Source organism: Microbacterium sp. AC035 (genome assembly GCF_979258485.1).
The window spans coordinates 2,819,846-2,841,685 of the sequence record NZ_OZ409858.1 but is presented as its reverse complement, the minus strand read 5'-3'; the positions used below and the strand labels follow the sequence as shown (position 1 = coordinate 2,841,685).

At 65.9% G+C, this 21,840-nt stretch carries 23 protein-coding genes, 2 tRNA genes and 1 pseudogene; 9 read left to right on the top strand and 17 right to left on the bottom strand.

Going from position 1 to position 21,840, the window contains the following annotated elements:
- Positions 1 to 13 precede the first annotated feature (13 nt).
- Complete coding sequence (locus ACZ0AA_RS13740) at positions 14 to 808, bottom strand: class E sortase (RefSeq protein ID WP_400863348.1); 795 nt, start codon at positions 806 to 808, stop codon at positions 14 to 16.
- Positions 809 to 893: 85 nt separating this feature from the next.
- On the opposite strand from ACZ0AA_RS13740, the gene ACZ0AA_RS13735 reads away from it, so the two are divergent.
- The gene (locus ACZ0AA_RS13735) at positions 894 to 1,133 is read left to right on the top strand and encodes a cell division protein CrgA (RefSeq protein WP_400863350.1); all 240 of its coding nucleotides are present in this window, start codon (positions 894 to 896) and stop codon (positions 1,131 to 1,133) included.
- Positions 1,134 to 1,299: 166 nt separating this feature from the next.
- On the opposite strand, the gene ACZ0AA_RS13730 is transcribed toward ACZ0AA_RS13735, so the two are convergent.
- On the bottom strand, positions 1,300 to 2,202 hold the full coding sequence (locus ACZ0AA_RS13730; protein ID WP_463513246.1) for a rhomboid family intramembrane serine protease: 903 nt from the start codon (positions 2,200 to 2,202) through the stop codon (positions 1,300 to 1,302).
- A 21-nt stretch (positions 2,203 to 2,223) separates the two neighbouring features.
- Positions 2,224 to 2,781 (bottom strand): peptidylprolyl isomerase, encoded by a 558-nt coding sequence (locus ACZ0AA_RS13725; RefSeq protein WP_215171201.1) that lies wholly within the window; start codon positions 2,779 to 2,781, stop codon positions 2,224 to 2,226.
- Between the two features lie 145 nt (positions 2,782 to 2,926).
- Between ACZ0AA_RS13725 and ACZ0AA_RS13720 the strand changes: the two genes are divergently transcribed.
- Entirely contained in the window at positions 2,927 to 3,427 is a 501-nt protein-coding gene (locus ACZ0AA_RS13720) for a DNA helicase (protein WP_400863354.1), read from the top strand.
- A 50-nt stretch (positions 3,428 to 3,477) separates the two neighbouring features.
- On the top strand, positions 3,478 to 3,939 hold the full coding sequence (locus ACZ0AA_RS13715) for an aminoacyl-tRNA deacylase (protein ID WP_463513846.1): 462 nt from the start codon (positions 3,478 to 3,480) through the stop codon (positions 3,937 to 3,939).
- Position 3,940: 1 nt separating this feature from the next.
- On the opposite strand, the gene ACZ0AA_RS13710 is transcribed toward ACZ0AA_RS13715, so the two are convergent.
- On the bottom strand, positions 3,941 to 4,363 hold the full coding sequence (locus tag ACZ0AA_RS13710; RefSeq protein WP_463513245.1) for an NUDIX hydrolase: 423 nt from the start codon (positions 4,361 to 4,363) through the stop codon (positions 3,941 to 3,943).
- A 207-nt stretch (positions 4,364 to 4,570) separates the two neighbouring features.
- On the opposite strand from ACZ0AA_RS13710, the gene ACZ0AA_RS13705 reads away from it, so the two are divergent.
- From ACZ0AA_RS13705 to ACZ0AA_RS13695, 3 genes are all read left to right on the top strand, one after another.
- Positions 4,571 to 5,020 carry a hypothetical protein gene (locus ACZ0AA_RS13705; RefSeq protein WP_463513244.1) on the top strand — a complete coding sequence of 150 codons (450 nt, stop codon included), beginning with the start codon at positions 4,571 to 4,573 and terminating at the stop codon, positions 5,018 to 5,020.
- Between the two features lie 44 nt (positions 5,021 to 5,064).
- Positions 5,065 to 6,180, top strand: coding sequence for a M24 family metallopeptidase (locus ACZ0AA_RS13700; RefSeq protein WP_463513243.1), 1,116 nt, complete (start codon positions 5,065 to 5,067; stop codon positions 6,178 to 6,180).
- 77 nt (positions 6,181 to 6,257) lie between these two features.
- Positions 6,258 to 6,773 carry a DUF3253 domain-containing protein gene (locus ACZ0AA_RS13695; protein ID WP_400863362.1) on the top strand — a complete coding sequence of 172 codons (516 nt, stop codon included), beginning with the start codon at positions 6,258 to 6,260 and terminating at the stop codon, positions 6,771 to 6,773.
- Positions 6,774 to 6,804: 31 nt separating this feature from the next.
- Here the strand turns inward: ACZ0AA_RS13695 and ACZ0AA_RS13690 are convergent, their stop codons facing one another.
- From ACZ0AA_RS13690 to dnaA, 13 genes and pseudogenes are all read right to left on the bottom strand, one after another.
- Positions 6,805 to 7,086: a hypothetical protein gene (locus ACZ0AA_RS13690; protein WP_400863364.1), complete on the bottom strand. Its 282-nt coding sequence runs from the start codon at positions 7,084 to 7,086 to the stop codon at positions 6,805 to 6,807.
- Positions 7,087 to 7,372: 286 nt separating this feature from the next.
- Positions 7,373 to 7,445 (bottom strand) — tRNA-Ala (locus tag ACZ0AA_RS13685).
- A gap of 26 nt (positions 7,446 to 7,471) precedes the next feature.
- Positions 7,472 to 7,545 (bottom strand) — tRNA-Ile (locus ACZ0AA_RS13680).
- Between the two features lie 84 nt (positions 7,546 to 7,629).
- The gene (locus ACZ0AA_RS13675; protein ID WP_463513242.1) at positions 7,630 to 8,595 is read right to left on the bottom strand and encodes a DUF4097 family beta strand repeat-containing protein; all 966 of its coding nucleotides are present in this window, start codon (positions 8,593 to 8,595) and stop codon (positions 7,630 to 7,632) included.
- A complete protein-coding gene (locus tag ACZ0AA_RS13670) occupies positions 8,592 to 9,278 on the bottom strand; it encodes a LuxR C-terminal-related transcriptional regulator (protein ID WP_400863366.1) in 687 nt (228 codons plus the stop codon). Before ACZ0AA_RS13670 ends, ACZ0AA_RS13675 begins: the two co-directional genes overlap by 4 nt.
- Positions 9,266 to 10,534 carry a sensor histidine kinase gene (locus ACZ0AA_RS13665; RefSeq protein WP_463513241.1) on the bottom strand — a complete coding sequence of 423 codons (1,269 nt, stop codon included), beginning with the start codon at positions 10,532 to 10,534 and terminating at the stop codon, positions 9,266 to 9,268. The genes ACZ0AA_RS13670 and ACZ0AA_RS13665 overlap by 13 nt, the downstream gene beginning before the upstream one ends.
- Positions 10,535 to 10,670: 136 nt before the next feature.
- On the bottom strand, positions 10,671 to 11,075 hold the full coding sequence (locus ACZ0AA_RS13660; RefSeq protein WP_400863370.1) for a DUF3566 domain-containing protein: 405 nt from the start codon (positions 11,073 to 11,075) through the stop codon (positions 10,671 to 10,673).
- Positions 11,072 to 13,642, bottom strand: a complete 2,571-nt coding sequence (gene gyrA / locus ACZ0AA_RS13655; protein WP_463513240.1) for a DNA gyrase subunit A — start codon at positions 13,640 to 13,642, stop codon at positions 11,072 to 11,074. Before gyrA ends, ACZ0AA_RS13660 begins: the two co-directional genes overlap by 4 nt.
- Positions 13,643 to 13,694: 52 nt before the next feature.
- Positions 13,695 to 15,809, bottom strand: coding sequence for a DNA topoisomerase (ATP-hydrolyzing) subunit B (gene gyrB / locus ACZ0AA_RS13650; protein WP_400863372.1), 2,115 nt, complete (start codon positions 15,807 to 15,809; stop codon positions 13,695 to 13,697).
- Between the two features lie 118 nt (positions 15,810 to 15,927).
- Positions 15,928 to 16,443, bottom strand: a complete 516-nt coding sequence (locus ACZ0AA_RS13645) for a DciA family protein (RefSeq protein ID WP_400863373.1) — start codon at positions 16,441 to 16,443, stop codon at positions 15,928 to 15,930.
- Positions 16,436 to 17,596 carry a DNA replication/repair protein RecF gene (gene recF, locus ACZ0AA_RS13640; RefSeq protein WP_463513239.1) on the bottom strand — a complete coding sequence of 387 codons (1,161 nt, stop codon included), beginning with the start codon at positions 17,594 to 17,596 and terminating at the stop codon, positions 16,436 to 16,438. The genes ACZ0AA_RS13645 and recF overlap by 8 nt, the downstream gene beginning before the upstream one ends.
- 63 nt (positions 17,597 to 17,659) lie before the next feature.
- On the bottom strand, positions 17,660 to 18,802 hold the full coding sequence (dnaN, locus tag ACZ0AA_RS13635; RefSeq protein ID WP_042541557.1) for a DNA polymerase III subunit beta: 1,143 nt from the start codon (positions 18,800 to 18,802) through the stop codon (positions 17,660 to 17,662).
- Between the two features lie 493 nt (positions 18,803 to 19,295).
- A pseudogene (dnaA, locus tag ACZ0AA_RS13630) lies at positions 19,296 to 20,624 on the bottom strand (chromosomal replication initiator protein DnaA); the annotation flags it as partial.
- 378 nt (positions 20,625 to 21,002) lie between these two features.
- On the opposite strand from dnaA, the gene rpmH reads away from it, so the two are divergent.
- The 3 genes from rpmH to yidD are packed head-to-tail and all read left to right on the top strand — an operon-like array spanning position 21,003 to position 21,838.
- Positions 21,003 to 21,140: a 50S ribosomal protein L34 gene (gene rpmH, locus ACZ0AA_RS13625; protein WP_042541555.1), complete on the top strand. Its 138-nt coding sequence runs from the start codon at positions 21,003 to 21,005 to the stop codon at positions 21,138 to 21,140.
- A 6-nt stretch (positions 21,141 to 21,146) separates the two neighbouring features.
- Positions 21,147 to 21,491: a ribonuclease P protein component gene (gene rnpA, locus ACZ0AA_RS13620; protein ID WP_463513238.1), complete on the top strand. Its 345-nt coding sequence runs from the start codon at positions 21,147 to 21,149 to the stop codon at positions 21,489 to 21,491.
- Positions 21,488 to 21,838, top strand: a complete 351-nt coding sequence (gene yidD, locus ACZ0AA_RS13615; RefSeq protein WP_463513237.1) for a membrane protein insertion efficiency factor YidD — start codon at positions 21,488 to 21,490, stop codon at positions 21,836 to 21,838. The genes rnpA and yidD overlap by 4 nt, the downstream gene beginning before the upstream one ends.
- Positions 21,839 to 21,840 lie beyond the last annotated feature (2 nt).

Sequence of the window (21,840 nt, the reverse complement as noted above, 5' to 3'; positions counted from 1 at the left end):
TCGTTCCGTTCGGCTAGATCGACGGCGCTGCCGGCGGAGGCGGTGGGTCGGTGAGCGCTGTGGGCGGGCCTTCGGCGCGCGGTTGGAAGCCTTCGAACACCCCGTAGGCGACGATGCGCTCGGCCAGTGAATAGAGCGGGGAGCAGGCGGTCAGGGTGATGTACTTCTCGCCCGTCTCGACGCCGGGCATCTGCGGCACATCCAGCAGCACGTCGGTCTGAGTCGGCTTGACGTACTCCAGGGTCCGGAAGCGGTAGGTGAACCACCCGTCGGGTGTCTCGACGACGATCGCATCGCCGACCTGGAGCTTGTCGAGCTGGTTGAACGGCTTGCCCCAGGTGGTGCGGTGTCCGGCCATCGCGAAGTTGCCGACCTCGCCGGGCATCTTCGAGTCGGTGTAGACGCCGATTCCGAGGTCGTCGAGGGTGCGCGCGCGGCTGGTGCCGCCGTAGATCCCGACGTTGTACTCGGCACCGAAGCGCGGGACATGCATCTGTGCGAACCACTGCGCGTCCGCCGGTGCGGCAGGGATCACGGGCTCGTAGTAGGTCTTGCCGTCCTCCCCCTCGACCAGAGGCGGCGGTTCGGGCGCCGGAGCCTCGGCGAGCGTCTGCGACATGGCCGCGCCCTCGTCGTTCTTCTGCGCGGCGATGATGATGTCGCCGATCCACATCTGCCACGCGACGAACAGAAGCACGAGCACCCCACCGGTGAGCAGCAGCTCACCGAGGACACTCGTGAAGGTCGCGCGCGATCGTGGGCGACGCCGGCGTGCGCGTCGCTCCCCCGAGACGACGGATGCAGTCATGGCCAGATCCTATCCGGCAGACCTGTACGCAGGCTCTCGGATGCCGCTTTCCGCGCGATATGACACTCTTGGGTACACTGTGGGAATGGCACGCGACCGCAAGATCGAAGAACCCGAAGCCCCGCGCAGCGAAGGCGAAGCCGCACCCAACGCCGTGTGGTTCAAGCCGGTGATGGTCGGCTTCATGCTTCTGGGTCTGGTGTGGATTCTCGTGTTCTACATCTCGGGCATGCAGTTCCCGATTCCGGGGCTCGACAACTGGAACCTCGCGATCGGCCTGGGCATCGCCCTCATCGGCTTCCTGATGACCACACGCTGGCGCTGACGCCGACCCTCGTCTTCGAAGAGGCCCCTCTCGCTGCGGCGAGAGGGGCCTCTTTCGTTCGTGACCGGCTTCGCCGTCAGCGAGTTATCCACAGGTTATCCCCACCCTGGGGAGAATTACACCCATGTTATTCACATCGGTTAACAACCCTGTTAACAACTCTTGATCAGGAGTAAACCGTCGTGATCAGGAAAGGTACCAACAGGGCGACGATCAGGATCAGGGCGACGACGACCGCGGCGAGCAGCACTATCTGCAGAGTGCGCTGCTCCCGTCGTCGGGTTCTGGTGAGGATGAATGCCACGAGCGCGCCGACGATCGCCCCACCGAGATGTGCCTGCCAGGCGATGTTCTGGGAGAACACGAACCCGACGACGAAGTTGATGCCGAGGATCACGAGGATCCCCGTCACGTTCGCACCGATGTGCCTGCCGATGATGAGCAGCGCGGCCATCAGGCCGAAGATCGCTCCGGAGGCGCCGACTGTGGCGGTCTCGGGCGCGAGCAGTGCGACGGCGACGGATCCGCCGAGGCCGCTGATCAGATACAACGCGAGGAAGCGGACCCGACCCAGCATCGGTTCGAGACTCTGCCCCAGCATCCACAGAGCGAGCATGTTGAGGGCGAGATGCAGGAACCCGCCGTGCACGAAGACGGCTGTGAGAAGTCGCCAGGGCTCGAACGGCATGAGCGACAGGTCCGGATACAGATACCCGGCTGCGAAGAGCAGCTGACCGGTGATCGCCTGGCCCATCCCGGGGATCAGTTGAAGGAGTCCTATGAAAGACGTCACCGCGAGCAGCGCGTAGGTGACGACCGGCTTGCCGCTGCTCCTCGAAGCGAGTGCGGTGCCACGCCCGCCCCACCGGCGTTCGGCCCGCTTCTGGGCGGGAGTGCGGTTCTTGCGCTCTGCTGCCATGCATTCGGGGCAGATCACCCCGACCGGCGCCTGCGTCTGGCACTCGGGGCAGATGGTGCGCAGGCACCGCTGGCAGAGCACGAAGCTCTGCCGATCCGGATGCCGGTAGCAGAAGTTCTCGCGGTTGTCCGCGAACTCAGGCGTGGTCATCCGGATCGGCCAGCGTCGGCGTCAGGCCGCGACGATGTCGATCGACTGCAGCACGACCGGCTCGATCGGGCGGTCGCCCGCGGCGGTCGGCACGGCGGCGATCGCGTCGACGACAGCCTTGGAGGCGTCATCGGCGACCTCGCCGAAGATCGTGTGCTTGCCCTGGAGCCAGGGGGTGGGGTCGGTCGTGATGAAGAACTGCGAACCGTTGGTGCCCTCGGGCTTGCCGGTGATGGCGTTGCGACGCAGACCCGCGTTCGCCATGGCGAGGATGTAGGGCTCGTTGAAGTTGAGCTCCATGTTGATCTCGTCGTCGAAGTTGTAACCGGGGCCGCCGACGCCCTGTCCGAGCGGGTCGCCGCCCTGGATCATGAAGTTCGGGATGATGCGGTGGAAGACGACATCCTTGTAGAGAGCGCCCTCGCCCGGCTTGCCGGTGGCGGGGTGCGTCCACTCCTGGGTGCCGTCGGCCAGGCCGACGAAGTTCTTGACCGTCTTCGGGGCGTGGTCGCCGAAGAGGTTGATGACGATGTCACCGTGGTTGGTGTGCAGGGTTGCGACATGAGAAGCGTGAGCCATGCGTCCATTCTCGCAGAGCTTCCCATGAGTTGGCCCGCGTCTAGCGCTGATCGCCCTCCGACGCAAGGGTTCGGCGATTCCCTCGCCCCATCCGGGGTCGCGTGGCAAGATGGGGAATCCGTACTCCAATCGACAGGAGAGCATCGTGAGCATCAGCCGCAAGCGGAAGAAGGAGCTGCGTCGTCTTCAGAACGACGCCAACCAGCTCTGGGAGAACCAGCAGGTCCTGGTCGGCCACGCCGCCGACGTCGCCCGTGAGGCCGGACGCCAGCTCGGCCACTTCGGCCGCGAGCAGGTCGGTCCTGTCGTGCAGGACACCTACAACCGTCGCCTCGCCCCGGTCGTCGACCGTGGCGTCCGCTTCGGCCACCACGTCGTGGATGACAAGGTCGTCCCGATCGTCGGCGGAGTCGTCGGAACCGCGCTCACCGCGTGGGACGTGGCCAACGCCAAGCGCGAGGGTGTCGTGCGCAAGGTGCGCAAGGCCACCAAGCCCGAGCCCAAGGGTCCGGGCGTCGGCTCGATCATCGCGCTGATCCTCGGCGTCGCCGCGGCAGCCGGTGTTCTCTACGCCGCCTGGCAGGCCCTGCGCGCGGACGACGAGCTCTGGGTCGCAGACGACCCGCTCTCCGCACCTGACGCGTGACCTCGACATCGGAGCCCCCGGCCACTGAGCCGGGGGATCTCCATGCTCGGGTGCGGGATGCGGCTGCCGCACGTGGACTCGATATCGAGATCCGCGAGCGGACCGCCGCCCGAAGCCTCTTCGAGGCGGCTGAGCTGCTCGGCATCCTGCCCTCCGGCATCGTCAAGACCCTCGTGGTCAAGCGCTCTGACGACACGTACCTGTTCGCGCTGGTTCCCGGCGGCAGGTCGATCTCGTGGCCGAAGCTGCGTGCAGTCGTCGGTGTGAACAAGCTCCGCCTGCCTGAACCGGATCTCGCGCTCGCGGCGACCGGCTACGAACGCGGAACAATCGTCCCGATCGGCAGCACCACCGATTGGCCTGTCTTCGCCGATGAGTCGATCGTCGGCCAGCGCATCGCGATGGGCGCCGGTGCTCACGGGTACAGCCTGTTCGTCGATGCTGACGACCTCATCGCCGCCTACGGCGCGACAGTGGCCGACATCTCGGTTCCCGAAGAGGCTCGAGACTGAGTCAGAGGATGCCCGCCATCCGCAGTGCGATGTCGACCAGCTTCACTCGCTGCAGTTCCTTCACCGACTTGAGAGGAAACCACTCCGCCATGTCGGTGGAGCCGTCGGCCTCGAAGGTCAGCTTGCCTCCCGTCACCGATGCCCGGTACACGATGCGCAGCGTGTGCAGCGGCTGATCCGACTGGTTCACTCTCTGGCTGGCGGGAATGACCCTCGAGTGGATGCCGAGCAGCTCGCCCACCTTGACCGCATAGCCGGTCTCCTCGCGGAGCTCCCGCCGGACGGCGTCCTCGGGTGCCTCACCGGCCTCGAGACCACCACCGGGCATCGTCCACGCGACCCGTCGCCCTTCGATCCAGCGCGCCAGAAGTATGCGTCCGTCGTCATCGGTGACGACCGCGTATGCCGCGACCCGCATGTCCATGCCCTCACACTACTGGCGGCGACGGCGACCGACACCTCTGATCCCGTCAGATGACGCTGCCTGTGCAGCACGGAACGCCGTCACCACGATCGCAGGCCCGGATTCGGATCCCCGATCGCGAGATCGATCAGGAATCGAGAAGCACAGCGACCCGCGGCATCCGTAGTGTGAGGTTCACCGCAGATCACGCCGAGAAAGGAACCTGTCATGGCTGACAACGAGAAGAACTTCAGCGCTGAGGAACGCGAGGCCATGAAGGAGGCCGCGGCCGACAAGCGCAAGTCGAGGTCTCGGGCGAAGAAGAGCCCGGAAGAGGTGCGCGCCGAGGGAGTGGCAGATCTCGAAGCGGCCGTGGCGAAGCTGCCGGACGACAAGGATCGCGAGCTGTCGCTGGCCCTCCATGCACTGGTCACCGAGGTGGCCCCCGAGCTGATGCCGCGCACGTACTACGGCATGCCGGCGTGGGGCAAGGACGGCAAGGTCCTCTGCTTCTTCCAGCCGGCGAGCAAGTTCAAGGTCCGCTATGGGACGTTCGGGTTCGAGCCCATCTCGAACCTCGACGACGGCACGATGTGGCCGACCGCCTACGCGCTGCTCGAACTCACCGCTGCGAACCGCAAGGTGCTCACCGAGCGCATCCGCCTCGCCGTCAGCTGAGTCGCCGTTCCCTGACCCTGGGCCCGAGCAGTAGCGTGGATGCCGTGAGCACACTGCCGTTCCCCGCCTCCGTGTATTCCGCTCGACTCGACCGCGCCGCGTCTCTCGCCGCCGGCGTCGGTCTCGACGGGATAGTCGTCGGGCCTGGCCCCGATCTGCAGTACCTGGTCGGCGTCGAGGGCGACACGATCGAACGACTCACGGCACTCGTGCTCGGGCCGGGACTGGCACCCACGATCATCGTGCCGCGTATGGAGCTCGCGAAGGTCAGGACCACCGCCGTGGGCGAGCTCGGACTCGCGGTCTCCGACTGGGTCGACGGCGAGAACCCCTACGACCTCGTGGCCGCGGCGCTCGGCACCGTCTCGAGGGTGGGCGTCTCCGACGCTCTGCCGGCCCTGCACGTGATCCCCTTGGCCGATCGGATCGACGTGCGCGTCGAGCTCGCTACACCGGTGCTGCGCGAGGGGCGCATGATCAAGGATGCCGAAGAGGTCGCCGAGCTGCGGCGAGCCGGCTCCGCGATCGACGCCGTGCACCGCCGCGTGCCCGAGTGGCTTCGCGCGGGTCGCACCGAGCGCGAAGTGGCGGCCGACATCGCCGAGGCCATCGTCGCCGAGGGACACCGCACCGTCGAGTTCGTGATCGTCGGCTCCGGCCCCAACGGCGCCGACCCGCATCACGAGGTGTCCGATCGCGTGATCGGCGACGGAGAGATCGTGGTCGTCGACATCGGTGGAGCAGTGCCGAGCGGCTACAACTCCGACAGCACCCGCACCTACGTGGTCGGCACTCCCGACCCTGAGGCCGCCGATCGCATCGCGGTGCTCGTCCGCGCTCAGCAGGCCGCCGTCGACGCCGTGCACCCCGGGGCGACGGCCGAGGAGGTTGACGCCGCCGCACGGTCGGTGCTCGCTGAGGCAGGGTTCGCAGAGGCCTTCCTGCACCGCACCGGTCACGGCATCGGCGTCTCGGTGCACGAGGAGCCCTACATCGCGCCCGGCAACGACCTCGTGCTGCGCGAGGGCATGGCCTTCAGCATCGAACCCGGCATCTACTTCGCGGGCGAGTGGGGTGCGCGCATCGAAGACATCGTCGTCGTGACGGCTGACGGGTGCGAGCGCCTGAACACCGCGCGCCACGGGCTCACCGGGGTCTGAACCGGTCTGTCGGGTCGCTGGGTTCGCGACCGGTCAAGCCCCTTTGTGGGCGCGATCCGGGCGGCCAGACTGTGACCATGGCATCCGATGCGAGCGCCCGCGACGGCGAGGCGCGTGACCCAGAGCACACCGCCGACGGGCATCACGTCATCATCGACGGCCGACGATGGCGAGCGACCGACCCGTCGATCCCCGATACGTTCCGTCAGGAGCTGGTCGATGAGCTGATGGCTGCTCGCCGTGCCGTGAAGGCTCAGGATCCCGATGCACGACGCCGGGTGCACGATGCGAAGACCGCGCTGGGTGAACGCGGGGCGCCCTGGTGGGAGGATCGCGTCGGCGACGACTTCGACGAGAGGATCGCGGCTGCGATGCGCGCTCTCACGCGCAAGCGGGACGGGTCCTCGATCTGTCCGAGCGATGTGGCGCGGGCGGTCGGCGGTGAGTCGTGGCGGTCGGTGATGGCGGACGTCCGGCGGGTCGCCGCGGTGCTCGCGGACCGCGAGGAGATCGTCGTGACGCAGAAGGGTGACGAAGTGAGCATCCGCGACGCTCGTGGTCCGGTGCGGATGGTGCGCGGACCGAAGCTCTGATCCCGAACGGGCATCCAGCCGCATCCGGGCTTCAGAGCTCGTCGTGGTACCCGCTGTAGGGGAAGTCGACGTCGCCGGTGTCACGCGGGTCGTATGCCACCGATGCGACGCTGATCCTGACCTGGGTGTTCGGGGTGATGAGCACGCTCACGGCCCTGTTTCCGACCACGACCAGGTCGACGAACGTGCCGGAGGTCCTCGTCGCCGATTCGATGCGTTCTCGCAGATCGTCGACATCCTGATCCTGGGAGAGCAGGAAGCTCGATCCGTCGAACACGATCTCGGTCTGGATCATCATCTCCCCGTCAGCCATGCGTGCACGCTACGCCCGTGAACCGGAAGTGTGAAGGGGGGTTGATTACTGACGTCTCTCCTGAGACGAGTCTGATTTCGAAGGCCCGTCTCGACGGCGTCCGCCACTCGGATCCGTCTCGAGACCGGCGAGTTGTCAACAGATCGATCCACATCTGTGGACTCGGAGAGCACCGCGTCGCGCGGGCCACGTGAGTTGTTAACAGGGTTGTTAACACCTGTGGAGACCGGAAAACGAGAAGGCCCCGCACGATGGCGGGGCCTTCTCGAACTGTCTCAACACAGTGTGGAGCCTAGGAGATTCGAACTCCTGACATCCTGCTTGCAAAGCAGGCGCTCTACCAACTGAGCTAAGGCCCCGTGAGGGAATCTATTGAGTTGAGGAGTGGGCCCACCAGGACTTGAACCTGGGACCTCTTCATTATCAGTGAAGCGCTCTAACCGCCTGAGCTATGGGCCCGTCAACCTCCGAAACTTTACCGGAGATTCGTGGAAATACCCAATCGAGGGCGGGGCACCGGCGCGCCCTCGCCCTCGATCGTGGTCAGCGTCCCGGGCGGATCGTCACGCTGCCCGCCGAAAGGGTGACATCGATCGCGTTCCGGGTGCCTGAGGACTGGTCGATCTTCGCGTCGAGTGACCCGGCGCTGACGTCCTGAGTGATCGAGTACGACTCATCAGGAACAGTGAGGTCCACCGACCCCGCGCTCACATCGATCGTCGTCTGCGACGGCGCCCGTCCGGTCAGCTCGACGTTCAGATCGCCTGCCGAGACGCTGAGATCGGCCTCGTCGACGCCGTCGAGCAGAGCATCCGCACGGCCGGCGCTCATGTCGATGCTGAGACTGCGCGCCGCGCCCTCGACATCGAGGGCACCGGCGTTGACGGTGACATCGAGAGCGCCGAACTCACCGACCACATCGAGGCTGCCCGCATCGAGGGTGAGGTCGGCATCGAGCTGCGCATCGAGAAGATCTTCAGGGAGAGTCAGCACGGCCGACTGGTCGTCGCCGAACCAGCTGCCGAACCACCATCCGAAACGGAACTCCGGACTCCGCACGACCAGGTCATCGCCCTCGCGCTCGAGAGTCCATGCGGGTCCACGTGCGTCGGTGACCGCCAGCCGGGCCTCATCGACGTCCCCGAACTCGATGCGCATGTTTCCGGCATCCACGTCGAGGTCGAGTCTCTCGATCCCGGCTGCATCCTCGGTCAGCACCGAGTCGCTGCCCTGCGTGGACCCCATCATGCTGCCGGTCGCTGCGACGGCCGCGGACCCACCCGCACCGAGGAGGGCGATCCCGCCGACGATCGCGGTCACGATCATGATCGCCGTCGTTCCCGATGAGCGTCCCGCATCGGCAGGAGACGCCTGCGCGGGCGCAGCGGCGGGCGCCGGTGCGGGCGCAGCGGCGGGCGCCGGCGCGGGCGCCTGCCCCTGGGGCGGGGATGCCGGCGGGGGAGTGAGCGGGGTGTGCCCGCCCTGGAAGTCTTCGTTGTTCGTGGTCATCGTCCCAGTCCTGTCTGTCCGGTCGGCGTCGTGCCGCCCGTGTTCTCGATGTGTGCGAGGGCCGCCAGCACGCGACGGTTGCCCGACTCGCCCTGCTCGAAGCCCAGCTTCTGGAAGATCGCGGTGATGTGCTTCTCGACGCTCGCCTCCGAGAGGAAGAGCAGGCCGGCTATGGCCCCATTCGACTTGCCCTCGGCGATCAGCGCCAGCACGGTCCGTTCGCGCTCTGTGAGGCGCTGCATGCGGTCGTCGCGGTTGCGGCGGGTGAGCAGCTGGGCGACGACCTCCGGATCGAGCACCGTCGCGCCCTCCGAGATCCTCTGCACCGAGGCGAGGAACTCCGAGACATCGGCGACCCTGTCCTTGAGCAGATAGCCCAGGGGCCCGCCCTGCGCGGCGATCAGGTCGGACGCGTAGCGCTCCTCGACGTACTGCGAGAGCACGAGCAGCGGAAGCGCGGGGTTCGTGTCGCGCAGTCCGAGCGCCGCGCGGATTCCCTCGTCGGTGAATGTCGGAGGAAGCCGCACATCGAGGATGCAGAGCTCAGGGTCGGTCTCGATCACGGCTTCGGTGAGGCCGCCGGTGTCGGGCAGAGCCGCGACCACACTGTGTCCGGCGTCCTCGAGCAGTCGTACGAGTCCTTCGCGCAGCAGGACCGAGTCCTCGCAGATCAGGATGCGCATGGCACATTCACCTCCAGGCTGGTCGGCCCGCCGACGGGGCTCTCGAGGCGGAAGGTTCCGCCGGCCGCGAGAATGCGGTTCGCGATGCCGTCGAGGCCACCGCCGGGCTGCACCTGTGCGCCGCCCATGCCGTTGTCCTCGACACGAGCCCAGAGCACCCCACCGTCACGGAGACGAACAGTGACCCGCGCCTCGCTGGCACGAGAGTGCTTGGCGGCGTTCGTGAGCGACTCGGCGATCGAGAAGTACACGGCGGCCTCGGCCTCACGGCTGCAGCGCCCCTCCATGCGCACGTCGAGGTGCACGGGGATGTGGGATCGCCCCGCGAGGGCGGACAGCGCCGCGTCGAGCCCGCGGTCGTCGAGAACGGAGGCATGGATGCCGCGGGCGAGCTGTCGCAGCTCGGTGATCGCGGCCTTCGTCGAGGTGTGCGCCTCGGCGATGAGCTCCTTGGCGGCATCCGGATCGTTGTCGATCTTCTGCTGGGCGAGCCCCAGGGTCATCCCGACCGACACCAGACGCGGCTGGACCCCATCGTGCAGATCCCGCTCGATGCGGGTGCGCTCCACGTCTGCGGCGCGCACCGCGCCCTCGCGCTGAGCGGTGCTGGTGCGCACGCGCTCCGTGAGTTCTGCCTCACGGCTGCGAACCACGATGGCGAGCGAGAGCACCCGGTTCAGCAATGCCAGGCCGATCATCCCGGCGAGGCAGGCTGCGATGCCGAGGATGCCGATGAGCGGTGCCCACGCCGGGTCGATGCCGCCTCCGCCGAACGGGCCCATCACGGCATCCGCTCCGGTGAGCGGCGCGAACGAGATGGTGATCGACCATACGAGACCGAATGCGAGGCGCAGCACGATCCAACCGAGCACGGCCGTGATCGCGAAGTTCGCGAGGGCCCGCCACATGCGGCCGTCGATGGCCTGACGTCCGAGCGACCGCAGCCAGCCCACGAAGCCGGGGCGATCGCGCGGGCGCCACCTGAGCGGTGTGATCGGCGAGCGGTAGAGGGCGCTGACCCGCGCCACCTCGAACCAGCCCACGCCGAAGAGGGCGTAGACGAATCCGACGAGCAGAACGATGCCGACGCCGGCCGCGAAGAGCAGGCCGAGACCGGTGCCGAGAAGTCCGGAGAGAGTCGCGAAGATGAAGCCGCCGATGACTCCGATCCCTGCGAGATGCAGGATCGTGAGCACGATGCGCAGCGGCGGCTTCGTGGCCGTCGCCGGTTGCGGCGTGGCAGTGTGTGTCGTCATGGTTCAAAGGTACGGCGGCGCCGATCAGGCCGACACCGAGCCAGCCAGACACCCGGCTTCGGGTTTTCCCTACTCCACGGGAGCACAGAAAGAGGGGCGGATGCCGAAGCATCCGCCCCTCTTCGAATCCGGAGGATCAGTTCGACATGAAGCCGACGAGCAGACCGCCCGTCACCTTCACGGCGACGTTGTAGATGCCGGCCACGACGGCGCCGAGCACCGTGAACACGATCAGGTTCAGAATCGAGACGACGGCGGCGAACGCCATCACCTGCGGCAGCCCGGCGACCTCGGAGATGCGCACCGAGTTGTCGGTGATCGCACCGACGATCTCGTCAGCCTGAGTGAGGAGACCCGTCGCCTGGAGAACCAGGAAGATCAGGAAGAACGACACCATGGTGACGATCGCGAGTGCGACCGCTCCGAGGAACGAGAGCTTCACGGCCGACCAGAAGTCGACGTAGACGAGGCGCAGGCGCACCTGCTTGCCGCCGGTCTTGCGCGTGGACTTCTTCGCCAGCTTTTCGGCTACTGTGCTCATGCGTCTGCTTCCTCAGGGTTCTCGTTCGTCTCGGGGGCGGTGTCGGTGGATTCGGAGTCCACCTCTGCCTCATCCGATTCGTCTTCCTCGGTGAGGCCCCGCTCGCCGTTGCGGGCGATGGCGAGGATCCGGTCGGCTTCCGTCGTCCGTGCGAACACCACTCCCATGGTGTCTCGGCCCTTGGCGGGCACCTCGGCCACGGCAGAGCGTACCACCTTGCCGCTGGACAGAACCACAAGGACCTCGTCGTCGGAGGAGACCATCAGACCACCCGCGAGAGTGCCCCGATCGTCGTTGAGCTTGGCGACCTTGATGCCGAAACCACCGCGTCCCTGGACGCGATATTCCTCGATCGCCGTGCGCTTCGCGTAGCCGCCGTCGGTCACCACGAACACGAACTGACCGGGAGCCGCGACGGATGCCGACAGCAGGCTGTCGCCCTCGCGGAACTTCATGCCCTTCACCCCGGCGGTGGCGCGTCCCATCGGTCGCAGCGCATCGTCGGTCGCGCTGAACCTGACGGACATGCCCCGGCGGCTGATGAGGAGGATGTCGTCCTCGGCGTTCACCATGAGCGCCGAGACCAGTTCGTCCTCGTCGTTCAGGCGGATCGCGATGACGCCGCCCTGGCGGTTGGTGTCATACGTGTCGAGGCGCGTCTTCTTGACCAGACCGTCGCGCGTCGCGAGCACCAGGTAGTCGGCGACCGCGTAGTCACGGATGTCGAGCACCTGAGCGATGTTCTCGTCGGGCTGCAGCGCGAGCAGGTTGGCGACGTGCGTGCCCTTCGCGTCCCGCCCGGCTTCGGGGACCTCGTAGGTCTTCGCGCGGTAGACGCGTCCCTTGTCGGTGAAGAACAGCAGCCAGTGGTGGGTCGTCGTCACGAAGAAGTGCTCGACGATGTCGTCCGCCCGCAGCTGGGCGCCCTTGATGCCCTTGCCGCCGCGGTGCTGCGAGCGGTAGTTGTCGCTGCGGGTGCGCTTGATGTACCCCGCCCGGGTGATGGTGACGACCATCTCCTCTTCGGCGATGAGGTCTTCCATCGAGACGTCGCCGTCGAAACCGTGCAGGATGTGCGTGCGACGGTCGTCGCCGAAGCGATCGACGATACCCGTGAGCTCTTCGCGGATGATGTCGCGCTGCAGCGACTCATCGGCGAGGATCGCCTGGTACTCGGCGATGAGCCGCTCGAGCTCGGCCGCCTCGTCGAGGATCTTCTGCCGCTCGAGCGCCGCGAGGCGACGGAGCTGCATGTCGAGGATGGCCTGGGCCTGGTCGTCGTCGATCTCGAGGAGCTTCTTCAGCCCCTCGCGGGCGTCGTCGACCGTGGCCGAACGACGGATCAGAGCGATGACCTCGTCGAGCGCGTCGAGCGCCTTGAGGTAGCCGCGCAGGATGTGCATGCGACGCTCGGCCTTCGCCAGGCGGAAGCGCGTGCGGCGGACGATGACCTCGAGCTGGTGGGTGATCCAGTAGGTCACGAACCCGTCGAGCGCCAGGGTGCGCGGCACGCCGTCGACGATCGCGAGCATGTTCGCGCCGAAGTTCTCCTGCAGCTGCGTGTGCTTGTAGAGGTTGTTGAGCACGACCTTCGCGACGGCATCGCGCTTGAGCACGACGACGAGGCGCTGGCCCGTGCGGTCCGAGGACTCGTCGCGGATGTCGGCGATGCCGCTGATCTTGCCGTCACGGACGAGGTCGCCGATCTTCACCGCGACGTTGTCGGGGTTCACCTGGTACGGCAGCTCGGTGATCACGAGGCACGTGCGGCCCTGGATCTCCTCGACGTTGACGACCGCGCGCATCGTGATGGATCCGCGACCGGTGCGATAGGCCTCGTGGATTCCCTTGGTGCCCAGGATCTGAGCGCCGGTCGGGAAGTCAGGGCCGGGAACGCGCTGGATCAGCCCGTCGAGGAGCTCTTCACGCGGAAGGCCGGGGTTGTCGAGCGCCCAGAGCGCGGCATCCGAGATCTCACGCAGGTTGTGCGGGGGGATGTTGGTCGCCATGCCGACGGCGATTCCGACCGAGCCGTTGACGAGCAGGTTCGGGAACCGCGCCGGAAGGACTGTCGGCTCCTGGGTCTGGCCGTCGTAGTTGTCCTGGAAGTCGACGGTGTCTTCTTCGATGTCGCGCACCATCTCGAGCGCGAGCGGAGCCATCTTCGTCTCGGTGTATCGAGGAGCAGCGGCTCCCATGTTGCCGGGAGATCCGAAGTTTCCCTGACCCAGCGCGAGCGGGTACCGCAGCGCCCACGGCTGAACGAGACGAACGAGGGCGTCGTAGATCGCCGAGTCACCGTGGGGGTGGTACTGACCCATGACCTCGCCCACGACACGGGCGCACTTCGAGAACGACTTGTCGGGGCGGAACCCACCGTCGTACATGCCGTAGATCACGCGGCGGTGCACCGGCTTCAGACCGTCGCGCACGTCGGGGAGGGCACGTCCGACGATCACGGCCATCGCGTAGTCGAGATAGCTGCGCTCCATCTCGAACTTCAGGTCGACCTGGTCGATGTTCCCGTGGTCGTGGGCCGGGGGCTCGGGGCGTACTTCGTCAGTCATGTGTGTTGTCGATTCCGGTCGTTATTCGAGCGAATGCAGGGCGCGGGGCGCCTCAGATGTCGAGGAAGCGGACGTCCTTGGCGTTGCGCTGGATGAAGCTGCGTCGTGATTCGACGTCCTCACCCATCAGCACGCTGAAGATCTCGTCTGCCGCCGCGGCATCCTCGATGGTCACCTGGCGGAGCGTCCGCGTCGTGTGATCCATCGTGGTCTCCCACAGCTCCTTGGCGTTCATCTCGCCGAGACCCTTGTAGCGCTGGATGCCGGCATCCTTCGGGATGCGCTTGCCGTTGTCGAGGCCGAACTTCAGCAGCGCATCGCGCTCCGCGTCGCTGAACACGTATTCGTGCGGCTGGTTCGACCACTTGAGGCGGTACAGCGGCGGCATCGCGAGGTACACGAAACCGGCCTCGATGAGGCCGCGCATGTAACGGAACAGCAGCGTCAGAAGCAGCGTCGTGATGTGCTGGCCGTCGACGTCGGCATCCGCCATCAGCACGATCTTGTGATAGCGCGCCTTCTCGATGTCGAAGTCCTCGCCGATGCCCGTGCCGAAGGCCTGGATCATCGCCTGGACCTCGCGGTTGCCGAGCGCCTTGTCGAGGCGAGCGCGCTCGACGTTGAGGATCTTGCCGCGGAGCGCGAGGATCGCCTGCGTGTGCGGGTCGCGTCCCTGCACGGCGGAGCCGCCGGCCGAGTCACCCTCGACGAGGAAGATCTCGCTGATCGAGGGGTCCTTGCTGGTGCAGTCCTTGAGCTTGTCGGGCATGGCAGCCGACTCGAACACGCTCTTTCGCCGTGCGGTCTCCCGCGCCTTGCGAGCGGCGAGACGCGCGGTCGCTGCGTCGAGCGCCTTGCGGATGATGTTCTTCGCCTGCGCGGGGTTGCGGTCGAACCAGTCGCCGAGCTGATCGCCCACGACCTTCTGCACGAACGCCTTGGCCTCGGTGTTGCCCAGCTTGGTCTTGGTCTGACCCTCGAACTGGGGCTCGCCCAGCTTGATCGAGATGACGGCGGTCAATCCCTCGCGCACATCGTCGCCGGAGAGGTTGTCGTCCTTCTCCTTGAGGATGTTGTTCGCACGCGCGTACTTGTTCACCAGCGTGGTGAGCGCTGCGCGGAAGCCCTCTTCATGGGTGCCGCCCTCGTGCGTGTTGATCGTGTTCGCGTAGGTGAACACGTTCTCGGTGTACGAGGTGGTCCACTGCATCGCGACCTCGAGCGAGATCTTGCGCGCCGTGTCCTCGGACTCGAAGGCGATGATCTCCTCGTTGACGACCTCCGCGTGACGCACCTTGTTGAGGTACTCGACGTAGTCGACGAGTCCGCGCTCGTAGAAGAAGACGTCGCCGGGCTGCTTGGTCGTGGTGACGCCGGCTTCTTCGACCTCGTAGGCCGAGGACGCGCGCTCGTCGAGCAGCTCGATGCGGAGACCCTTGTTGAGGAACGCCATCTGCTGGAACCGCGTGCGCAGGGTGTCGTAGTCGAAGTCGGTCGTCTCGGTGAAGATCGAGGCATCCGGCCAGAACGTGATGCTCGTGCCGGTGTCCTCGGTCTCTTCGCCCTTGATGAGCTTCTGCTGCGGCACTCCGCCGTCGGCGAAGCTGTGCCGCCAGACGAAGCCCTTCTGCTTGACCTCGACGTCGAAACGCGTCGAGAGGGCGTTCACGACCGAGGAGCCGACGCCGTGCAGACCGCCCGAGACGGCGTACGCGCCGCCGCCGAACTTGCCACCGGCGTGCAGGATCGTCAGCACGACCTCGACCGTCGACTTCGACGGGTCGGAGGAGTGCGGATCCACCGGGATTCCGCGGCCATTGTCGATCACGCGCACGCCGCCGTCTTCGAGCAGGGTGACGAAGATGGTGTCGGCGTAGCCGGCGAGAGCCTCATCGACGGAGTTGTCGACGATCTCGTAGACCAGGTGGTGCAGACCGCGCGGACCCGTGGATCCGATGTACATGCCGGGGCGCTTGCGCACCGCCTCGAGTCCTTCGAGGATCTGGATCGAGTCGGCACCGTACTCGCCGGGCTGCTTGATCTTGGGGGAGATCGATGTGGACCTCACCTCCGCTTCCGCGGGAGTCTGGGTCTCTGCGCCCTGGGAGGGGTCAGGGGTTTCCCCGGTGGTCGATTCCGTCTCGTCAGCAGGGAATTCAGGCGTCATCAGAGGGCATTCTCCACATCGATATCACGAACTCCCATTCTAGCGGTCTTTCGAGTCGAAATCCCGCTGAACGGCCGTGTATGGCCCTCTGAGCCTCTCGAACCCCCTGAACGGTGCCCTACCCGTAGGTATCGCGCGGGCCCCGTCCTGGAACGACTCTGGGACCCCATTTCCATGAGGGTACGTCCGGTCCGATGAAGCGGAGGTTCTCCACTCCCGCATCCGGATACCGTCGACCGATCTCGGTGAGGATGGTCCCGCGCATGTACTGCAGGTTCTTCGCCCAGGCCGTCGAATCGCACTTCACGGTGAGCACTCCGCGTTCGAGAGAGACCGGTTCGGAGTGCTTCGCCGTGTCGGTGCCCGCGAGATCGGACCACTGCCTGACCAGGTCTTCGCGGGCGAGAGTCTTCTGCCAGCCCGCGTCGCGGGTGAGCTTGTCGAGCACCGCCCCGAGGGGACCGGGGTCACGACCGGGTGTGAAGGGAGCGTTGTCGTCGTCTGCGACGATCCGTCGCTTGCGCTTCCACGACTTCGAACTCGGAGCGAGGCCACGCAGACGCAGGTAGGTCGCGACCGTCTCGGGGGTCTCCGGTGTCGGAGCGGATGCCGGGACAGGTGCGATGTCACTCATCTGCCACTTCCCTCTCGTCACTGATGGTGCCGGCCGAGATCCTGACCACGTGAGCATGGAGCACCTCGGGGATATCCTCCTCCACCGCTGCGGTCACGACCACCTGCTCGTAACCCGCGGTGAGCGCCGCGAGGCGCTGCCGGCGGTCGGAATCGAGTTCGGCGAACACGTCGTCGAGGATCAGCACGGGGTCGCCGGCGGGGGACTCGCTGCGCAGCAGCTCGGCGGAGGCGAGGCGCAGCGCGAGCGCCACAGACCAGGACTCCCCGTGCGATGCGTAGCCCTTCACCGGCAGACCACGAACCCGCAGAACGAGATCATCGCGGTGAGGCCCGGTCAAGGTGAGTCCGCGGTCGAGCTCGTTCGATCGCTTGGCGAGCAGTGCGGCGTGGAACATCTCGGCGATGTCTCCCGAGGTCTCGGCCGGCGCATCGACTCCCTCTTCGGGATCTGCGCCTCGCACCGAGAGCGCCCAGTCGAGCTGGGGACGATGATCCTCGCCGGCGATCGCCGCATACGCCTCTGCGACCGGATGCTGCAGATCGGCCGCGAGACGCTGACGCGCCGTGATGATCTCGGCTCCGAGGGAGACGAGCTTGTCGTCCCATACATCGAGGGTGCTCAGCCCTTCGCCCTTGATGCCGCGCGCTCGCGCCGACTTCAGAAGGGCGTTGCGCTGCTTGAGCACACGGTCGTAGTCGGCGAGCACTGACGACATGCGAGGAGTGCGCTGGATCAGCAGCTGGTCGACGAAACGACGCCGAGAAGACGGGTCACCGCGCACGATCTGCAGATCTTCGGGGGCGAACAGCACGACGTGGGCATATCGGGGAAGCTCATTCGTCTTCGAGGGAGATCCGTTGATGCGCGCCTTGTTCGAACCCTGCTTGTTGAGCTGCACCTCGATCAGCACCTTGCGTTCACCGTGCGAGAGGCGGGCGCGGATGATCGCAAAATCCTGGCCTTCGCGCACCATCGGCGCATCCGAGGAGACCCTGTGAGAGCCGAGGGTGGCGAGGAACACGACGGCCTCGGCGAGGTTGGTCTTGCCCTGACCGTTGCGGCCGACCAAGACGTTGGGGCCCTTGTGCAGAGCGAGATCCGCGGTCGCATAATTGCGGAAGTCGACCAGGCTCAGGTGTTCCACAATCACGCAGTCAGCCTACCTTCGGGGTCTGACACCGCTGTCCCCGCGCGGCTTTCGCCCGTCGCAGGATCAGCGGAGCAGCAGGTTCGGCTGCAGCAGGTACTTGAACGAGTCGAGCCCGGCCTGGTCGACCGAGGTCTGGCTGGTGATCAGCACGGGGCTGAGCTTGTTCGCGTTGTCGCTCGAGGTGAACGTGACGCGGACGAACTCGCTCTTGACCGCTCCGAGTGCCTCGATGAGGTACTGCGGGTTGAGGCCGAGAGTGACATCGTCGCCACCGTTCAGGATCGCGTCGACGGACTCGGAGGCACGTGCGTGCTCGCTGCCCGATGCATCCATCGTGACGCTGTCGGACGTGAACGTGAAGCGCAGTGGAGCTGCGCGATCCAGCACGAGCGACACGCGGCGCACCGCTTCGACGAGGTCGGCGGTGTTCACGACCGCGTAGTGCTCGGTCTGCTCGGGGAACAGACGGCGGACAGGCGGGAAGTTGCCCTTGATCAGCAGCGAGGTCACGGTCTTGTTGCCTGCCGTGAAGGCGATGATCTCGCGATCGCCGGCTCCGGAGAATGCGATCTGGATGGTTCCGGCGTGACCGAAGGTCTTTCCGACTTCGAGAAGCGTGCGTGCAGGGACCAGTGCGCTCGCTTCGACGGCCTCGCCATCCCACGGGACGTCTCGGAGCGAGACACGATAGCGGTCCGTCGCGACCAGGCTGAGCGTGTGTCCGGAGACCTCGAGCTGCACACCCGTGAGCACGGGGGTCACGTCGTCACGCGATGCGGCGAAGCCGACCTGAGCGATCGCGGTTCCGAAATCATCGGCCGGGACGACGCCGGACGAGCCGGACACCTCGGGGATGGAGGGATATTCCTCGACCGGCATGGCTGCGAGGGTGAACCGAGCGGAGCCGCACGTGACGGTGATGCTGCCGTCGTCCTCGACGGCGATCTCGATCGGCGCGTTGGGCAGGCGGCTGGCGATGTCGGAGAGCAGTCGACCGTGGACGAGTATCGTGCCGGGGGTGTCGACCGTGGCTTCGATGGTGGTCCGAGCGGATGCCTCGTAGTCGAAGGCCGAGAGCGTGAGCCCTGATCCGTCGGCCTCGATCAGCACTCCGGCGAGAATCGGCTGCGGGTTCCGCTGCGGAAGCAGCTTGACGACGAAGGACACAGCCTCGCTGAAGACATCGCGGTTGACCTGAAACCTCACGGGTGCTCCCTTGTCGTCATTCTGAGACGTGTCGTCATCGTTCCTGCCTGTGCAGGGCTTCCCATGCTAGCCCCACAGTCGGGCGGATCCCTACGACCGGAGCAAACCTCCGGTCCGTTCGACTTTCCCCACCGTCTGGTGATCGGATCGCCCTTGAATTGAATTAACTCCTTAACGGTGTTAACACCTGTGGATACTGTGGATAACTCGGTGGAAAGCAGACGCCAGTAAGGAACTACACGGTTGTCACTTGTGGAAACCCTGAGGAATCCGCGGGTGGACAGCTTCCCGGGGGTCGCACCGTCTCCCACAGTTATCCACAGGTTCGGCGGTTTCTCACACATCCGTCCCGATCTCGAGGCGATTCATCCACAAGTTATCCACATGTGCAAACTGGCATCGATCGAGCCGGCCATATGCCTCTCAGGCGCACAGAAAGGGGGTCGTGGCTTCCCATCGGAAGCCACGACCCCCTTTTCGAGGTGGCGCGGGCTCAGCGTCGACCGAGCTGCGTGGTGATCTCTGTCACCTGGTTGTAGATCGAACGCCGCTCCTTCATGAGCTCGCTGATCTTCTTGTAGGCGTACATCACCGTGGTGTGGTCCCGGTTGCCGAACAGCTGCCCGATCTTCGGCAGCGAGAGGCTGGTGCGCTCCCGGCACAGGTACATGGCGATCTGGCGTGACGTGGCGATCTGCTGCGATCTGCTCGAGCCGTAGAGATCGTCGACGGTCAGCTTGAAGTACTGCGCGGTCGCGGTGATGATGTCCGTCGGCGAGATGATGTTGTCCTCAGCCGTGTCGATGATGTCACGCAGCACCGTCTGGGCGAGAGAGATGTCGAGAGCCGAGCGGTTCAGGCTGGCGAAGGCTGAGACACGGATCAGCGCCCCCTCGAGTTCACGGATGTTCGACGACACCACCGTCGCGATGTACTCGAGTACCTCATCGGGAATATGAAGGGCTTCGCTCTGCGCCTTCTTACGGAGGATCGCGATTCTCGTCTCGAGGTCAGGAGCCTGTACATCGGTGATCAGACCCCACTCGAACCGGCTCCGCATGCGGTCCTCGAAGCCTGTCAGGTGCTTCGGCGCCACGTCACTCGTGATCACGACCTGCTTGTTGTGGTCGTGGAGAGTGTTGAAGGTATGGAAGAACGCCTCCTGGGTCTCGGCGCGACCCTGCAGGAACTGGATGTCGTCGATCAGGAGGATGTCGACATCGCGGTAGCGGGCCTGGAAGGCTGCGCCCCTGTTGTTCGCGATCGAGTTGATGAAGTCGTTCGTGAACTCCTCGCTCGACACGTACCTGACCTTGACGCCTGCGTAGAGAGACTGGGCGTAGTCGCCGATCGCGTGCAGCAGGTGGGTCTTGCCGAGACCGGAGTCACCGTAGATGAACAGCGGGTTGTAGGCCTTGGCCGGCGCCTCGGCGACGGCGACCGCTGCGGCGTGCGCGAACCTGTTCGACTGTCCGATGACGAAGTTGTCGAAGGTGTACTTGGGGTTGAGCCGCGACTCGTGACGCTGCTGCGTCGGCTGCTCCATCGGAGACTCGACGCGGATCTGCTCCTGGCGACCGTAGTCCGCGACCGCGATGGGCGCCGTCGGCTGCTCGGCGAGCTCGTGGTTGACCACCACTCGGTAGGAGGTGACCTCCTCGCCGATGTGGGAGAGGGCTTCCATGATCGGCAGCCGCAGTCTCTTGTTGATCTGCGCGGCGGTGAGATCGTTGGGCACCTCGAGATAGAGCGTCGCCGCCATCACTCCAGCCGGAACGGCGAGGCTGAGGAATCCCTGGAGTTGAGGGGTGACCCTGTCATCCGCTTCGAGGAGCTCCTGCACCGTGGTCCAGATCGGAACGTCGGGCTGGGCAGGTGATGACATGACGCTCCGTGCTGAGGGGCGACGGGCCGTCGGGATCACGCGGCTCGCCTGTGGATAACTTCGGATGCCACGGTAGTCACCACGGCTGTGAACGGCAACCTGCCCACGGAAATCCGCGCGCGTGTTGCGCATACGTGCACGCCCGAGGTTGTGGATAATAGCTGTGCGGATCGTGTCGGGGTCCGGGCCGAAGCGCGCAGATTTGCTCTGCGCGCCGTCAGGACGTACCCTTAATCGGTTGACTTATGCCTGAATGGCAGATCCCTATGTCTCCGGTCAAAATGATCCCGGTGGCAGCATTCCCGGAGTGATTTCATGAGCAAGCGCACCTTCCAGCCCAACAACCGTCGTCGCGCCAAGAAGCACGGCTTCCGTCTTCGCATGCGCACCCGCGCCGGCCGTTCGATCCTCTCGGCTCGCCGCGCGAAGGGCCGCACCGAGCTCTCCGCGTAGATCGCTGTGCTCGCCCGCCCGTTTCGTGTGACCCGCGGGAGCGACTATCGCCTGGTCGTTCGACGCGGATCCCGTTGTGGCGGAGCCAAGGTCGTCACTTCGATGTTGGCGACGGGCGAGAACAGAGCCGCGAGGTTCGGATTCATCATCAGCAAGCAGGTGGGCACCGCTGTGGTGCGCAATACCGTGCGTCGGCGACTCAAAGCCGTGTGTGCGGATGCGCTGGCGCGGGTCCCCGAGGGCACGGATGTCGTCATCCGTGCCCTTCCTGCATCTGCGACAGCGACATACGCAGAGCTGAGCGCCGATGTGAATCGCTGTCTCGACCGCCTCGGGCAGGCTCGAGCATGACCGCCCTCCCGGCATCCTCGATCGGAACCGCGCATCTGCAGACCGGGGATGTGCTGCGCAGCATCCCGCTGGTCCCGAGGAATCTGGTTCTGGGTTTCCTCACCGGGTATCGCAAGGTGATCTCCCCGATGTACGGAGATGTCTGTGCCTATTACCCATCTTGTTCCGCTTACGCTGTAGGTGCGGTGCAACAGCACGGCGCGGTGAGGGGAGCGATGCTCTCGGCATGGCGCATCCTCCGTTGCAATCCCTGGAGCCACGGCGGCGTCGATGACGTCCGTCCGCACCAACACTTCCGTTATGACCTGACCGCTCGCGGTTTCGTCGTCCCTGCCCGAAAGGATTGATC

Excerpts from the sequence above, each read along its gene's own strand:
- ACZ0AA_RS13740 (WP_400863348.1), bottom strand. The coding sequence starts at position 808 with ATGACTGCATCCGTCGTCTCGGGGGAGCGACGCGCACGCCGGCGTCGC.
- ACZ0AA_RS13735 (WP_400863350.1), top strand. The coding sequence starts at position 894 with ATGGCACGCGACCGCAAGATCGAAGAACCCGAAGCCCCGCGCAGCGAA.
- ACZ0AA_RS13730 (WP_463513246.1), bottom strand. The coding sequence starts at position 2,202 with ATGACCACGCCTGAGTTCGCGGACAACCGCGAGAACTTCTGCTACCGG.
- ACZ0AA_RS13725 (WP_215171201.1), bottom strand. The coding sequence starts at position 2,781 with ATGGCTCACGCTTCTCATGTCGCAACCCTGCACACCAACCACGGTGAC.
- ACZ0AA_RS13710 (WP_463513245.1), bottom strand. The coding sequence starts at position 4,363 with ATGGACATGCGGGTCGCGGCATACGCGGTCGTCACCGATGACGACGGA.
- ACZ0AA_RS13705 (WP_463513244.1), top strand. The coding sequence starts at position 4,571 with ATGGCTGACAACGAGAAGAACTTCAGCGCTGAGGAACGCGAGGCCATG.
- ACZ0AA_RS13695 (WP_400863362.1), top strand. The coding sequence starts at position 6,258 with ATGGCATCCGATGCGAGCGCCCGCGACGGCGAGGCGCGTGACCCAGAG.
- ACZ0AA_RS13690 (WP_400863364.1), bottom strand. The coding sequence starts at position 7,086 with ATGGCTGACGGGGAGATGATGATCCAGACCGAGATCGTGTTCGACGGA.
- ACZ0AA_RS13675 (WP_463513242.1), bottom strand. The coding sequence starts at position 8,595 with ATGACCACGAACAACGAAGACTTCCAGGGCGGGCACACCCCGCTCACT.
- ACZ0AA_RS13670 (WP_400863366.1), bottom strand. The coding sequence starts at position 9,278 with ATGCGCATCCTGATCTGCGAGGACTCGGTCCTGCTGCGCGAAGGACTC.
- ACZ0AA_RS13665 (WP_463513241.1), bottom strand. The coding sequence starts at position 10,534 with ATGACGACACACACTGCCACGCCGCAACCGGCGACGGCCACGAAGCCG.
- ACZ0AA_RS13660 (WP_400863370.1), bottom strand. The coding sequence starts at position 11,075 with ATGAGCACAGTAGCCGAAAAGCTGGCGAAGAAGTCCACGCGCAAGACC.
- gyrA (WP_463513240.1), bottom strand. The coding sequence starts at position 13,642 with ATGACTGACGAAGTACGCCCCGAGCCCCCGGCCCACGACCACGGGAAC.
- gyrB (WP_400863372.1), bottom strand. The coding sequence starts at position 15,809 with ATGACGCCTGAATTCCCTGCTGACGAGACGGAATCGACCACCGGGGAA.
- ACZ0AA_RS13645 (WP_400863373.1), bottom strand. The coding sequence starts at position 16,443 with ATGAGTGACATCGCACCTGTCCCGGCATCCGCTCCGACACCGGAGACC.
- rpmH (WP_042541555.1), top strand. The coding sequence starts at position 21,003 with ATGAGCAAGCGCACCTTCCAGCCCAACAACCGTCGTCGCGCCAAGAAG.
- yidD (WP_463513237.1), top strand. The coding sequence starts at position 21,488 with ATGACCGCCCTCCCGGCATCCTCGATCGGAACCGCGCATCTGCAGACC.